The organism is Paenibacillus sp. DCT19, from assembly GCF_003268635.1.
GTDB lineage: Bacteria > Bacillota > Bacilli > Paenibacillales > Paenibacillaceae > Paenibacillus.
Genome location: NZ_CP029639.1, coordinates 1 through 15,000 on the forward strand (window position 1 = coordinate 1; position 15,000 = coordinate 15,000).

At 45.7% G+C, this 15,000-nt stretch carries 9 protein-coding genes and 2 rRNA genes (1 of these 11 only partly in view); 10 read left to right on the top strand and 1 reads right to left on the bottom strand.

Annotated features, from left to right (window positions below; translation table 11 throughout):
- The 6 genes from dnaA to gyrB all read left to right on the top strand — a co-directional run bounded on the left by dnaA (nucleotide 1) and on the right by gyrB (nucleotide 6,433).
- Nucleotides 1–1,347, top strand: coding sequence for a chromosomal replication initiator protein DnaA (dnaA, locus tag DMB88_RS00005; protein WP_128099739.1), 1,347 nt, complete (start codon nucleotides 1–3; stop codon nucleotides 1,345–1,347).
- Between the two features lie 221 nt (nucleotides 1,348–1,568).
- Nucleotides 1,569–2,711: a DNA polymerase III subunit beta gene (dnaN, locus tag DMB88_RS00010; RefSeq protein WP_128099740.1), complete on the top strand. Its 1,143-nt coding sequence runs from the start codon at nucleotides 1,569–1,571 to the stop codon at nucleotides 2,709–2,711.
- 23 nt (nucleotides 2,712–2,734) lie between these two features.
- On the top strand, nucleotides 2,735–2,950 hold the full coding sequence (yaaA, locus tag DMB88_RS00015; RefSeq protein ID WP_056697580.1) for a S4 domain-containing protein YaaA: 216 nt from the start codon (nucleotides 2,735–2,737) through the stop codon (nucleotides 2,948–2,950).
- Nucleotides 2,951–3,003: 53 nt separating this feature from the next.
- Nucleotides 3,004–4,116 (top strand): DNA replication/repair protein RecF, encoded by a 1,113-nt coding sequence (gene recF / locus DMB88_RS00020; protein WP_128099741.1) that lies wholly within the window; start codon nucleotides 3,004–3,006, stop codon nucleotides 4,114–4,116.
- A gap of 13 nt (nucleotides 4,117–4,129) precedes the next feature.
- Nucleotides 4,130–4,378 carry an extracellular matrix regulator RemB gene (gene remB, locus DMB88_RS00025; RefSeq protein WP_056697587.1) on the top strand — a complete coding sequence of 83 codons (249 nt, stop codon included), beginning with the start codon at nucleotides 4,130–4,132 and terminating at the stop codon, nucleotides 4,376–4,378.
- 144 nt (nucleotides 4,379–4,522) lie between these two features.
- Complete coding sequence (gyrB, locus tag DMB88_RS00030) at nucleotides 4,523–6,433, top strand: DNA topoisomerase (ATP-hydrolyzing) subunit B (RefSeq protein ID WP_128099742.1); 1,911 nt, start codon at nucleotides 4,523–4,525, stop codon at nucleotides 6,431–6,433.
- Nucleotides 6,434–6,508: 75 nt separating this feature from the next.
- Here gyrB and DMB88_RS00035 read toward each other — a convergent pair whose 3' ends face one another.
- Nucleotides 6,509–7,456 carry a YheC/YheD family protein gene (locus DMB88_RS00035; protein WP_128099743.1) on the bottom strand — a complete coding sequence of 316 codons (948 nt, stop codon included), beginning with the start codon at nucleotides 7,454–7,456 and terminating at the stop codon, nucleotides 6,509–6,511.
- Nucleotides 7,457–7,881: 425 nt separating this feature from the next.
- Here DMB88_RS00035 and gyrA point away from each other — a divergent pair, with 425 nt between their 5' ends.
- From gyrA to DMB88_RS00055, 4 genes are all read left to right on the top strand, one after another.
- Nucleotides 7,882–10,431 carry a DNA gyrase subunit A gene (gyrA, locus tag DMB88_RS00040; protein WP_128099744.1) on the top strand — a complete coding sequence of 850 codons (2,550 nt, stop codon included), beginning with the start codon at nucleotides 7,882–7,884 and terminating at the stop codon, nucleotides 10,429–10,431.
- 192 nt (nucleotides 10,432–10,623) lie between these two features.
- Nucleotides 10,624–11,745: an HD-GYP domain-containing protein gene (locus tag DMB88_RS00045; protein ID WP_128099745.1), complete on the top strand. Its 1,122-nt coding sequence runs from the start codon at nucleotides 10,624–10,626 to the stop codon at nucleotides 11,743–11,745.
- Between the two features lie 664 nt (nucleotides 11,746–12,409).
- Nucleotides 12,410–13,962 (top strand): 16S ribosomal RNA (locus tag DMB88_RS00050).
- Between the two features lie 307 nt (nucleotides 13,963–14,269).
- Nucleotides 14,270–15,000: ribosomal RNA gene (locus DMB88_RS00055) — 23S ribosomal RNA — on the top strand; it runs 2,193 nt beyond the window's last position.
- The 16S and 23S rRNA genes sit together here, the layout of an rRNA operon.

Here is a 15,000-nt window from a genome sequence, read left to right on the forward strand (position 1 = left end):
GTGGACAGCCATACTTCTGATTTATGGCAGCAAATTTTATCAATCATACAAAACAAACTCAGCAAACCAAGCTTCGATACCTGGTTCAAAGCAACCAAAGCGACGAAGCTTAATGACCGTTCCATCGTCATTTCCGCACCGACAACGTTTGCCGTCGAATGGCTGGAGAGTCGTTATACCAAATTGGTAGGTTCGACGGTATATGAGCTACTCGGCAAGCAAGTCGATGTGAAATTTGTCATTGAGGAGAACAAGCCTGCTGAACCGGATCCGCAACTGCCAGCACCTACCCCTAAGGTTGTGCAGGAAGAAGCGGTACTGAGCATGCTGAATCCAAAATATACATTCGATACTTTTGTCATCGGCCCTGGCAACCGTTTTGCCCATGCCGCATCGCTTGCGGTCGCTGAAGCGCCCGCAAAAGCATATAACCCTCTTTTCCTATATGGAGGAGTAGGACTTGGCAAAACCCACTTGATGCATGCGATTGGACACTATGTTCTCGAGCATGACCCAAGTAGCAAGGTTGTTTATTTGTCGTCTGAGAAATTCACGAACGAGTTCATCAACTCCATCCGTGATAACCGTGGGGAGAGCTTCCGTAACAAATATCGTAACGTCGATATTCTGCTTATTGATGATATTCAGTTCCTAGCGGGAAAAGAATCTACACAAGAGGAATTTTTCCATACGTTTAATGCGCTGCATGAGGAACGGAAACAGATTATTATCTCAAGCGATAGACCACCTAAGGAAATTCCAACGCTGGAAGAACGGCTTCGCTCCCGCTTTGAGTGGGGGTTAATTACAGATATTCAGCCTCCAGATCTGGAGACGCGGATTGCCATTTTGCGTAAAAAGGCGCGTGCAGAGAATCTTGATATTCCAAATGAAGCGATGATGTACATTGCCAATCAGATTGACACCAACATTCGTGAGCTCGAAGGTGCTCTGATTCGGGTTGTGGCCTATTCATCATTAACGAATCAAGATGTATCATCTCATCTGGCTGCTGAAGCACTGAAAGATATTATTCCTTCCAGCCGTCCAAAAATGATCACTATTCAAGACATCCAACAAAAGGTCGGCGAGTATTACAGCCTTAAGCTAGAAGATTTCAAAGCACGGAAGCGTACAAAAGCCGTTGCTTTTCCAAGACAGATTGCCATGTATCTTTCACGTGAATTGACTGATTTTTCTCTGCCCAAGATCGGGGAAGCATTCGGAGGACGAGATCACACCACAGTCATTCATGCGCACGAAAAAATCTCCCAATCGATTAAAAACGATCAGGAGCTCTATAAAGTTATCAACAACTTAACCGAAAAAATAAAGAATCCAACCTGAACAAGTCCCAAGCCTATGCACAACGTGTACACATGTGGATAGGCTTAATTTTATGGGTTTAACCCCACTTATCCACATATTCAGTGCCCCTATTACTATTATTACTAAAAAGATCTTAAAGATATCATCTACAAATACGCTTTTTCGAACCATCGCCTTCGGCTTTTGAAAAACACAAATCAACACCTCAACATCTCAAAAAATTCGCTAGGAGTGAAATCATGAAAATCAGCATAATGAAAAGCTATTTAAACGAGTCCATTCAGCATGTATCCAAAGCAATCTCCAGTCGAACAACAATCCCCATCTTGAGCGGTATCAAATTCGATGTGAATCATCAGGGTGTAACGTTGACAGCAAGCGACACGGACATCTCCATCCAATCTTTTATCCCTCTGGAAGATGGCGATAAAAGTGTTGTTCAGGTTGATCAACCCGGCAGCGTCGTATTGCCAGCCAAATTCTTTGTCGAAATTATCAAGAAATTGCCTTCCCAAGAAGTACACATGGAGGTCAAAGATAACTTCAACACTTTTATCTCAGCAGGGGCTACCGAGATTCAGCTCGTAGGTCTTGATCCAGAAGAATTCCCTGTTCTGCCGAGCATCGAAGAGAACCAAACCGTCTCCATCCCTGGGGATCTACTCAAAAATATGATCAAGCAAACCGTATTTTCCATTTCCACACATGAGACGACTCCAATCTTGACAGGTGTGCTGTGGAGTTTGGTTGATAATGAGTTGAAATTTGTGGCAACAGACCGTCACCGTCTTGCTACTCGTTCAGCTATGCTGGATAATGCAGAGGGTATTCGTTTTAACAATGTCGTCATTTCAGGTAAAACGCTAAACGAACTTAGCAAAATCGTACCTGACCAAAATACGCTTGTTGATATCGTTGTAGCTGACAATCAAGTTTTGTTCAAAATTGACCGCGTATTGTTCTACTCCCGTATTTTGGATGGCACATATCCGGATACTTCTAGAATTATTCCAACGTCATACAAAACAGAACTTGTTTTGGATACCAAAAAATTAAGCGAATCAATTGATCGTGCTTATTTGCTGTCACGTGAAGAAAAAACAAATATTGTGCGTATGCAAACAATGGATTCTGGAACAATCGAAATTTCTTCAAGCTCCTCTGAGCTGGGAAAAGTAAGAGAAGAGATCGAACCGGCAGATTTCAGTGGCGATCCATTGAAAATCTCGTTTAACTCCAAATACATGCTGGACGTACTGAAAGTCGTGGAAAGTGAACAACTGATGATCGCTTTTACAGGTGTCATGAGCCCAATCATCTTGAAACCACTGGATGACAGTCACAGCCTTTACGTCATATTGCCTTACCGGACTACCAACTAACGAAAATGAGAGGAGAATTCCAATTGAACCGAGTAACCATTCGTACGGAATATATTAAGCTTGACCAGTTTTTGAAGCTGGCAGATTGCATTCCAACTGGAGGCATGGCCAAAGCTTTGCTTCAAGAAGGACTTGTACGTGTGAATAAAGAGCCTGAAGAACGCCGGGGACGTAAGTTATACCCTGGGGATATCGTTGAAGTGGACGGAGAAGGCGCATTCGAAGTTGCCGCAGAATAATCCAGTTCAATTCTGCTGCCTCCTGACGGACGGAAGAAAAGGGAGGGTACCTTGTGTTTGTCAACAGCATTGAGCTGCAGCAATTCCGAAATTATGAGCATATGAAGCTGGACTCTTTTGGCCCAGTGAACTTGCTGATCGGTCAGAATGCTCAGGGTAAGACCAATCTTGCAGAAGCTATTTTTGTACTCGCACTTACGAAGAGTCATCGTACATCCCGCGATAAGGAGCTGATCCGTTTCGGCGAGGAACGTGCGCGACTGGTTGCAGAGGTCGACAAAAAGTACGGATCCGTTCAACTGGAGTTGGCTTTGTCGCAACAAGGCAAAAAAGCAAAAATTAACGGACTAGAGCAGCGTAAGTTGAGTGATTTTGTCGGGGCGCTAAACGTCGTTATGTTTGCCCCCGAGGATCTGGAGATCGTCAAAGGCACACCGGGGGTTCGCCGCCGGTTTCTTGATATGGAGATCGGGCAGGTGGCTCCAGGCTACCTTTACCACCTTCAGCAGTACCAGAAAGTACTTGTCCAGCGGAACAATTTACTCAAACAACTCTGGGGACAGAATGCCTCAGCCCAGACGATGCTTGAAGTCTGGAACGAGCAACTGGCTGAGCATGGTGTTAAAATCGTCAAAAAAAGGAAACAATTCATAAAGAAACTCCAAAAATGGGCTGAAACCATTCACCAGGGCATTACTGGGGGCGGAGAAGTGCTGCGGTTAGCCTATCTTCCTTCCTTCAGCGAAGCGGCTGAGGAAGATGAAGCTGTTTTAATGGACCAATTTATGATAAAATTATCACAAATGAAAGAGCAGGAGATTCGCCGAGGCACAACGCTAAGTGGGCCACATCGGGATGACCTGTCCTTTTTCATTAACGACCGGGAAGTACAAACATATGGCTCGCAAGGGCAACAACGCACAACCGCGTTGTCTCTTAAACTCGCAGAGATTGAACTGATACACGAAGAAATCGGAGAATATCCAGTTCTGCTGCTTGACGATGTGTTGTCTGAGCTAGATCCATTTCGCCAGACACAACTGATCGAGACGTTCCAGAGCAAGGTGCAAACCTTTATTACAGCTACCGGAATCGAGAGCCTAAACGTTGATAAGCTCAAAGAGGCCAGTATTTATCACGTTCATGCCGGACAGGTTGAACGCTAAGGAGTGAGGGTCTATGTACATTCATCTGGGCGGAGAGAAGATTATCCGTTCTTCCGAACTGGTCGCTATTTTTGATATATCGATTGAGAAATCCTCAAAAATCTCCAAGCAGTATGTCACGTATGCTGAACAGGAAAAAACAGTAGAACATATTGGCGAAGAGGAAGCCAAGTCTATTGTTGTGACCAAAAATATTGTGTATTACTCACCTATTTCCTCAGCCACGCTTAAGAAGCGAGCTCACATTTTTCCTGATCTATAGTACGGCTGCTATGTTAATGCTTATGCCTTCTGCTGCTTGTCTTTTGGACATCTTGCTTGAGACGAAGGGACGAACTCTATTTCAGCAAGTATTCTTAGTTAACGCATATTTACGATATTGAATCTATAGAAGTAGGTGAAAGGCATGTCTATGAATCAACCGTCCTATGATGCGAATGAAATTCAGGTCCTTGAAGGACTGGAAGCCGTACGGAAGCGTCCGGGTATGTATATCGGTTCTACCAGTGCCAAAGGTCTGCATCATCTGGTCTGGGAAGTAGTGGACAACAGTATCGACGAAGCACTTGCGGGTTACTGTGACCATATCGAGGTTACGATCCACGAAGATAACAGTGTCACTGTAGTCGATAACGGACGTGGTATTCCTGTCGGTGAACATGCCAAAATGAAACGCCCTGCGCTTGAGGTTGTAATGACCGTCTTGCATGCGGGTGGTAAATTTGGCGGCGGCGGGTACAAAGTATCCGGTGGTTTGCATGGTGTGGGTGTATCCGTCGTGAACGCCCTCTCGGAAAAAGTAGTCGTGACCGTTAAGCGTGATGGACATATGTATCAGCAGGAATACCGTCGTGGTGCTCCTCAATATGACTTGAAAACAATCGGTACAGCCGAAGAAACGGGAACAACAGTCACATTCCATCCAGATCCAGAAATATTCACGGAAACGACAGTTTATGACTATGAGACGTTACTTACTCGTATTCGTGAGCTGGCATTCCTGAACAAAGGGATTGGCCTGACTCTTACGGATGAACGTACTGGGGCGACAAATTCATTCTTGTACGAAGGCGGAATTATTGAGTATGTCTCCTTCCTGAATCAGAAGCGTGAGGTTCTTCACGAGAATCCGATTTACGTAGAAGGATCAAGAGACAATATTCAAGTGGAGGTTGCGCTGCAATATAACGACAACTTCACGGAGAATATTTATTCTTTTGCGAACAACATCAACACCCATGAAGGTGGTACACATGAATCTGGCTTCAAGAGTGCATTGACACGGATCATCAATGACTATGCACGCAAAGCCGGTGTGATTAAGGATAGTACAGGCAACCTGTCAGGCGATGACGTGCGTGAAGGTCTGACAGCGATTATTTCTGTCAAAATTCCGGAGCCACAATTCGAAGGACAAACGAAGACCAAGCTCGGAAATAGTGAAGTACGTGGTATTGTGGAATCCCTTTTTGCTGAGAAGCTGCAGGAGTTCCTGGAGGAGAATCCTTCAGTTTCCCGTCGAATCTTGGAAAAAGGTTTGCAAGCTGCCCGTGCTCGTGAAGCCGCTCGTAAAGCGCGTGAATTGACAAGACGTAAAGGTGCACTTGAGGTTAGCTCTCTGCCTGGTAAACTAGCAGACTGTTCTTCCAAGGATGCTTCCATTAGCGAACTTTACATCGTCGAAGGAGATTCCGCTGGTGGTTCTGCCAAACAAGGTCGTGATCGTCATTTCCAAGCTATTTTGCCGCTCCGTGGTAAAATTTTGAACGTGGAAAAGGCACGTCTGGATCGCATCTTGGGTAATGCAGAGATCAGAGCGATTATTACCGCAATGGGAACAGGAATCGGTGACGATTTTGATATTTCCAAAGCGCGTTACCACAAAATTATTCTGATGACCGATGCCGATGTCGATGGTGCGCATATCCGCACACTGCTTCTGACATTCCTGTATCGTTATATGCGTAAAATTATTGAGGCTGGATATGTGTATATTGCACAGCCGCCATTGTTCAAGATTGAGCGTAACAAGGTCATCCGCTATGCAGGCTCCGAGAAAGAACGCGATGAAATTATCGCAAGTCTTGGTGAAAATGTGAAGTTTAATGTCCAACGTTATAAAGGTCTTGGCGAGATGAATGCCGGTCAGTTGTGGGAAACAACGATGGATCCTGAAAGTCGCACGATGCTACAAGTATCGATTAGCGATGCGATGTTAGCTGATGCAATGTTTGATACGTTGATGGGCGATAACGTCGAACCACGTCGTGATTTCATCCAGGAAAATGCGAAGTATGTAAAAAATCTCGATATTTGATGAGTGTGAAGATAGGCGCCTGCGTGGCGCCTTTTTTTATTTTGGTCATCTCTATACGGTTAGAGGTCGCGTTCTTTAACGTGTGCGTTTTTTGGAAGAGGCTGTGGGTGTTTTAGTTATTTTACGTGTTCTCTTGCCTTTCTTGGAAGGCAACCTTCCATACGCTATAGCATAACGCTTGATTTTGCGGTAAGCCTCTTTATCGGGCAATAGCCCAAAGGCATAGATACCGGGTAAAGTGTTCACTTCTAGTATCCATGGCCGCCCTGATTCATCCAGCGCGATATCGATGCCAATCTCCTTGAGTCTCGGGAACGACTGTTGTAATTGGACAGCAATATGGATTCCAAGTCGGTACAATTCATTTCGGAGTTCGTGAAAACTTGTTCTCGAAAGGTGGGGCTGAACCAATTCTTCAAAAGTGGCCAAGCGTCCACCACCATGGATGTTGGTAATGATTTTGCCAGGAGCGGCAACTCTACCTAGAATACCGGTGGTTTCCCAAGATCCCTTGAGATTCTTTTGGGTGAGTACCCGTAAATCGAAAGGTAGACCTTCATGTTTTAACAGGGAAATACCCTGTTGGATGATATATTCGTGCTCCTTAATTTTTTCGTTAAGGGCAAGCTCAAGTTCATCAAGGGTGTCGAATATGTGCTGCTGTGTGCCATATTGCAGTTCATACGAAGTGGTTTGGATTGAAGCAGGCTGCACATTATGGTCAGTTGCTGAAGATTCGTTATCCGTAATAGAGCCAGATGGATTGGTATTGGCTTCTTCAATGCTGTCATCTAGAACAGAAGGAGGCGCAGTTCGCATGATGTGTATCGTTTTGACCCTCATAACGCCATTGCCATATGTTCCTCGATCCGGCTTAATGTAATTTAATTCGTACAGCTCAGTCATCCGTTCTAGAGTTTGACGATTGTATCGACGCGTGACAGGGAGATACCTGCTCACACCACGGCTGCGTTGCAGCACAACCGTTTTGGTCCATTTACTGGAGACACGCTGGATACTCAAGAGACATCAGTCCTTTCGTGTTTACTTATAGTTCTTCAGAGAGTAGCAGCACAGAGAATTCAAAGGACAAGAGATGATTTCAGTGGTATAATAGAGAAATATGGCGTTTTGTGTGGTTTGCTGCATAATTTGTAGTTTGACCGTAGATTGGGAACGGCATCAGCCTTGTATACACAGTACATATGCCGCATTTTCTAGCATTGTATGTGTAAACGGGCAGGAGGGCAGGGCTAATCCCCAGACCGCCAAAAGTTCCTAAAAGAAAGGCTATTGCCCTGCAGACGTTTAATTGTGTAACTTTTGTGAAAGTAATATAATAAAGAGTAGCGTTTTTGCGCGGTTTTAGCCTTGTTAGGCTTTTCACATACAAAGAAAACTGATTGATTGAATGGAACGTTTGTTGAAGGACAAGAAGGAGGTCCAGCATGGCGGAAGAAATGAATTCGCAGATTAAAGATCGGGATATTGGCGTCGAGATGCGTGAGTCGTTTATGGATTACGCGATGAGCATCATTGTTAGCCGTGCTTTGCCTGATGTACGTGATGGCTTGAAGCCGGTTCACCGTCGTATTCTTTACGCAATGTCGGAACTAGGTATGACACCCGATAAACCTCACAAAAAATCAGCCAGAATCGTCGGGGAAGTTATCGGTAAGTATCACCCCCATGGTGACTCTGCGGTATACGAAACGATGGTACGGATGGCTCAGGATTTCTCTTTGCGTTATATGCATGTCGATGGTCACGGTAACTTCGGATCGGTAGATGGCGATATGGCAGCAGCGATGCGTTATACCGAGGCACGGTTGTCCAAGATTGCTATGGAAATGCTCAGAGATATCAATAAAGATACGATCGATTTCCAGCCGAACTATGACGGCGAAGAGCAAGAACCTGTTGTATTACCAGCTCGTTTCCCTAACTTACTTGTTAACGGTGTAGGCGGAATTGCGGTAGGTATGGCCACGAATATCCCTCCTCATAACTTGAGCGAGGTTATCGATGGTGTACAGGCAATGATTAAAAATCCAGATATTACGTCTATGGAATTAATGGATTACATTCACGGACCGGATTTCCCTACAGCGGGTTATATCCTGGGTCGTTCAGGAATTCGCCAAGCGTACCAGACTGGACGCGGCTCGGTAACTATGAGAGCCAAGACGAACATTGAAGAAAACAATAATAAAGCACGAATTGTGGTTACGGAGCTTCCTTACCAGGTCAATAAGGCGAGACTCGTTGAGAAGATTGCTGAACTGGTACGTGACAAAAAAATTGATGGCATCACAGATCTTCGTGATGAATCAGACCGTAATGGTATGCGAATTGTGATTGAGCTTCGCCGAGATGTGAATCCGGGTGTAGTGCTCAACAACTTGTACAAGCATACGTCGATGCAGTCCACATTCGGCATTAACATGCTAGCGATTGTGAACAAAGAACCTAAGATTCTGAATTTGCGTGAAGTGTTGTACCACTACTTGCAGCATCAGATTGAGGTCATTCGCAGACGTACGCAGTTTGAACTGAGAAAAGCAGAAGCTCGTGCTCACATCCTGGAAGGTCTACGTATCGCTTTGGATCATATTGACGAAATTATTACGTTGATTCGTTCCTCCAGTAATACGGATGCCGCTAGAGAAGGATTGATTGAGCGATTCTCGCTTAGTCATGACCAGGCTCAGGCCATCCTCGATATGCGTTTGCAACGCCTCACTGGTTTGGAACGCGAACGTATTGAAAATGAATATAACGAATTGATGATCAAAATTGCAGAATATCGCGAAATTCTAGCTAATGAGCATCTGGTACTTGAAATTATTAGTACAGAGCTGCAAGAAATTCGTGAACGCTTCGGTGATGATCGTCGTACTGAGATTACAATTGGTGAAGAAAGCATCTTGGATGAGGATCTGATTCCTCGTGAAGAGGTCATCATCACAATTACGCATACAGGCTACGTGAAACGGTTGCCGGTATCCACGTATCGTAGTCAGAAGCGTGGGGGACGTGGAGTTGTAGGTATGGACACTAAAGATACCGACTTTGTCGAGCATCTATTTGTGACCAACTCACACAACTATCTCATGTTCTTTACCGACAAAGGTAAAGTGTATCGTCTCAAAGCTTATGAAATTCCGGAGCTTGGGCGTACAGCGCGGGGAACACCAATCATTAACCTGATTCAGATTGAACAGGGAGAATCGGTGAATGCGGTTATTCCTGTGCAGGAATTCGAAAGTGATAAGTATCTGTTCTTCGCTACCCGTCAGGGTGTTGTGAAGAAGACACCGCTTGAGGATTACACTAACATTCGCAAAGGCGGTCTCATCGGGATTTCCTTACGTGAAGATGATGCCCTGATTGAAGTTAAGCTGACCGATGGACAGCAAGAGATCATTATGGGTACAGCTCACGGGATGTCCATCCGTTTCTCCGAAGCCAATGTTCGTTCTATGGGACGTAGCGCAACAGGGGTAAAAGGGATCACGCTGGATACAGATGATGTTGTTATTGGCATGGACGTTGTTGATCAGGATCTCGATGTACTGATCGTTACCGCCAAAGGATACGGTAAACGTACTCCTGTCAGCGATTATCGTATGCAGACTCGTGGCGGTAAAGGGATCAAGACCATTAACGTTACAGAGAAGAACGGTGCTGTCGTTAGCCTGAAAATGGTGAAAACCGAAGAAGACCTGATGATTATTACATCCAGTGGTACACTGATTCGAATGAGTATGGAAGGCATATCCACCATGGGTCGATACACGCAAGGTGTGAAGCTTATTCATATTCGTGATGAAGATGCTGTAGCGACGGTTAGCCGGATTGACAAGAATGAAGACGAACCGGATGAATTGCTAGAAGGATTGGAAGCAGGAGAAGCTGCTGAAGGTACTGAAGGTGTGGCTGAACCGTCAACGGATAACGAGGTTACGGATTCAGACAACGGTGATTCAGAAGTATAGTTCATTAGGGTTTAAGAAGATTTAGTTGTAGATATAGTAGGGGGTTCCTTAGGGAGCCCTCTTTTTATTTATAGTTCATGTACAAAATCTAGGATGTACAGCCTGATTAGCGAGTAATATAATGATAAATATCATGGAAAATTGGGACTATGGTCTTATTTTATAGAAGAACATTGAGTGAGGGGAATGAATATGGGATTAATCACCCTATCTGAAGTAAAACCAGGGCTTAAACTGGGGAATGATGTACATACTTTTCGTGGTAACGTGTTGTTGCAAAAAGGTAAAGTTATTTTGCCTAAAGATATAGAAGTGCTTAAAGCTTTTATGGTTCACCAGGTTGAGATTGATCAGGAACGTGCAGGTGCAGGAAATACAGGCTCTAGAGGCGCCTCTACCGCATCAGGTAATGCTGGAGGGGAGAAGAATGGAGAACGGTCTGGGAAGGTAGCTGGTGCGGTCTCAGCACCTATCATCACATCACTTCATGAAGAGTATGAGAAGATGGTGGCAATGACCAAGAACGCCTTTCTCTCTTCACTCGCTGCAGAATTGCCCGTATACGAACTTCGTACACAGCTTGAAGCGATGTTGGTTCACCTTAAGCAATATAATGTTCTCACTTTTAGTCCGAGAGTCATGCAGGAGCACGACTACGTCTACCACCATGCAGTTCTGAGCGCAATTACATCCTATCAACTAGCACAGTGGATGGAGCTGCCGTCCAAGGACTGGATGCAAGTTGCGTTTGCAGGTTTATTCCACGATATTGGTAACAACAAGGTAGATCCACAGATACTCCATAAACCATCTGCATTAACCACGCTGGAGCAGGAGGAGATCCGCCAGCATACGAAATATGGCTATCAGGTGTTGAAGCAAGCGAAGGCCATTAACGAAGGAGCCAGACTAGCGGCACTGCAGCATCATGAAAAGGTGGATGGATCAGGTTATCCTTTGCAGTTAAGCGGCACACAGATTCATATCTACGCGAAGATTGTAGCCATTGCTGATATTTTTCACGCGATGACTTTAGAGAAGATCTACCGCAAAGCACAATCTCCATATTTGGTATTAGAACAGATTCAGAGCGAGGCGTTTGGAAAACTAGATCCAACGATTGTAAATGTATTTATTCAGCGTTCCACGCAGATCCACAATGGCATACGGGTTAGACTCAGCAATAACCTGATTGGGGAGATTATTTTCTCGGATCGTGACCATCCTACCCGCCCAATGGTATCTGTTGAAGGTACAATTATAAATCTGATGCAGCAAAGACAGCTTTATATTCAGGAAATTATCAGTTCATAGTATTGATAGAATGAGCAAAACTCTAAACAATAAGTAAAAGTCCCTTAAGGGGCTTTTTTTATGTCAGCAAATTTAAAACTTGCCGATGTACTGAGTTTATTGGCGTATAGCATCCTATTCTACTGAGTGCATCAATCCAAGAATCTCAAAGACTCTAGAGAAGAGATTTATCCTAAATAGAGCAGTAGGCCTTTTAAATAATCTTCAATTGAAGATCGTGAGGCTAGGAGTCTAAGATATAGGTATTAATGAACTCATAAAGCCTGAATAGATCTTGAGAACCTCTTGTACAGATTTGTTTGGTACTATTGAAGTAATCTATAAAGTAGCACGTTATTTATCATCTAAAAACTTTTCTTCAAAAAAAGCTTGCGTTCCAGATCTGTACATGGTATATTCTAATTCCGGCCAAGAAAACACGAGAAACACGGTGCGGCAAGCGAATCAAATAAGCTTCGAAAGAAACTTGAAAAAAAGAGCTTGCAAAGTTGGTTCGGATGTGATAAGATATAAAAGTTGCTGACGAGAACGAATGTCGGCGCTAAAATAAGTTTGATCTTTGAAAACTGAACAACGAGTGAGTAATCATCCTGCTTGCAGGATGAAAAAAAGAGATTTTTAATCTCGTCAGATTCAAAATGAGCTAATCGCTCTTTTCAATACTTTATTGGAGAGTTTGATCCTGGCTCAGGACGAACGCTGGCGGCATGCCTAATACATGCAAGTCGAGCGGACTTGAAGAGAAGCTTGCTTCTCTGATGGTTAGCGGCGGACGGGTGAGTAACACGTAGGCAACCTGCCCTCAAGCTTGGGACAACTACCGGAAACGGTAGCTAATACCGAATAGTTGTTTTCTTCGCCTGAAGAGAACTGGAAAGACGGAGCAATCTGTCACTTGAGGATGGGCCTGCGGCGCATTAGCTAGTTGGTGAGGTAACGGCTCACCAAGGCGACGATGCGTAGCCGACCTGAGAGGGTGATCGGCCACACTGGGACTGAGACACGGCCCAGACTCCTACGGGAGGCAGCAGTAGGGAATCTTCCGCAATGGGCGAAAGCCTGACGGAGCAATGCCGCGTGAGTGATGAAGGTTTTCGGATCGTAAAGCTCTGTTGCCAGGGAAGAACGCTTAGGAGAGTAACTGCTCCTGAGGTGACGGTACCTGAGAAGAAAGCCCCGGCTAACTACGTGCCAGCAGCCGCGGTAATACGTAGGGGGCAAGCGTTGTCCGGAATTATTGGGCGTAAAGCGCGCGCAGGCGGTCATTTAAGTCTGGTGTTTAATCCCGGGGCTCAACCCCGGATCGCACTGGAAACTGGGTGACTTGAGTGCAGAAGAGGAGAGTGGAATTCCACGTGTAGCGGTGAAATGCGTAGATATGTGGAGGAACACCAGTGGCGAAGGCGACTCTCTGGGCTGTAACTGACGCTGAGGCGCGAAAGCGTGGGGAGCAAACAGGATTAGATACCCTGGTAGTCCACGCCGTAAACGATGAATGCTAGGTGTTAGGGGTTTCGATACCCTTGGTGCCGAAGTTAACACATTAAGCATTCCGCCTGGGGAGTACGGTCGCAAGACTGAAACTCAAAGGAATTGACGGGGACCCGCACAAGCAGTGGAGTATGTGGTTTAATTCGAAGCAACGCGAAGAACCTTACCAGGTCTTGACATCTGAATGACCGGTGCAGAGATGTACCTTTCCTTCGGGACATTCAAGACAGGTGGTGCATGGTTGTCGTCAGCTCGTGTCGTGAGATGTTGGGTTAAGTCCCGCAACGAGCGCAACCCTTATATTTAGTTGCCAGCACTTCGGGTGGGCACTCTAGATAGACTGCCGGTGACAAACCGGAGGAAGGTGGGGATGACGTCAAATCATCATGCCCCTTATGACCTGGGCTACACACGTACTACAATGGCCGGTACAACGGGCTGCGAAACCGCGAGGTGGAGCCAATCCCAACAAAGCCGGTCTCAGTTCGGATTGCAGGCTGCAACTCGCCTGCATGAAGTCGGAATTGCTAGTAATCGCGGATCAGCATGCCGCGGTGAATACGTTCCCGGGTCTTGTACACACCGCCCGTCACACCACGAGAGTTTATAACACCCGAAGTCGGTGGGGTAACCGCAAGGAGCCAGCCGCCGAAGGTGGGATAGATGATTGGGGTGAAGTCGTAACAAGGTAGCCGTATCGGAAGGTGCGGCTGGATCACCTCCTTTCTATGGAGAATCGTTTCCCGTAGCGGAAACATTCAAATATGCAGCTTCGCTGCAAACTACTCACTCGTTGCTCAGTTTTGAGAGCTCAAACTCTCAAACAGCTTGCTTTTGCATGGAGCTTGTTCTTTGAAAACTAGATATCGAAACGAAAGTAAATGCGAATTAGAACATTCCTTTTTAGCTGAACTTGTGTAAACAAGTTTCAATAAAAACGGTAGATTGCTGGAGCGAGTGATCGAAATGGAGCGACTTTTGGATTTGGACGTAGTCCAAACCAAGCGGAGCGACAGCTCGAACACGAGTGAATGGTTAAGCTACTAAGAGCACACGGAGGATGCCTAGGCGCTAGGAGCCGATGAAGGACGTGGCGAACAACGAAACTGCCTCGGGGAGCTGTAAGCAAGCTTTGATCCGGGGGTGTCCGAATGGGGAAACCCAGCTGGGGTAATTTCCAGTTACTCTTGTCTGAATACATAGGGCAAGTAGAGGCATACCAGGGGAACTGAAACATCTAAGTACCTTGAGGAAGAGAAAACAATAGTGATTCCGTCAGTAGCGGCGAGCGAACGCGGAGAAGCCCAAACCAAGGAGCTTGCTCTTTGGGGTTGTGGGACGTCTCATATGGAGTTACAAAGGAACCGGTTAAACGAAGAGGTCTGGAAAGGCCCGCCAAAGAAGGTAAAAGCCCTGTAATTGAAAGTTGGTTCCCTCCGAGACGGATCCCGAGTAGTGCGGGGCACGTGAAACCCCGTATGAATCCGGCAGGACCATCTGCCAAGGCTAAATACTTCCTAGCGACCGATAGTGAAGCAGTACCGTGAGGGAAAGGTGAAAAGCACCCCGGAAGGGGAGTGAAATAGAACCTGAAACCGTGTGCTTACAAAAAGTCAGAGCCCGTTTTAGGGGTGATGGCGTGCCTTTTGTAGAATGAACCGGCGAGTTACGTTCCCGTGCAAGGTTAAGGTGAAGAGCCGGAGCCGCAGCGAAAGCGAGTCTGAATAGGGCGATGTAGTACGTGGACGTAGACCCGAAACCGGG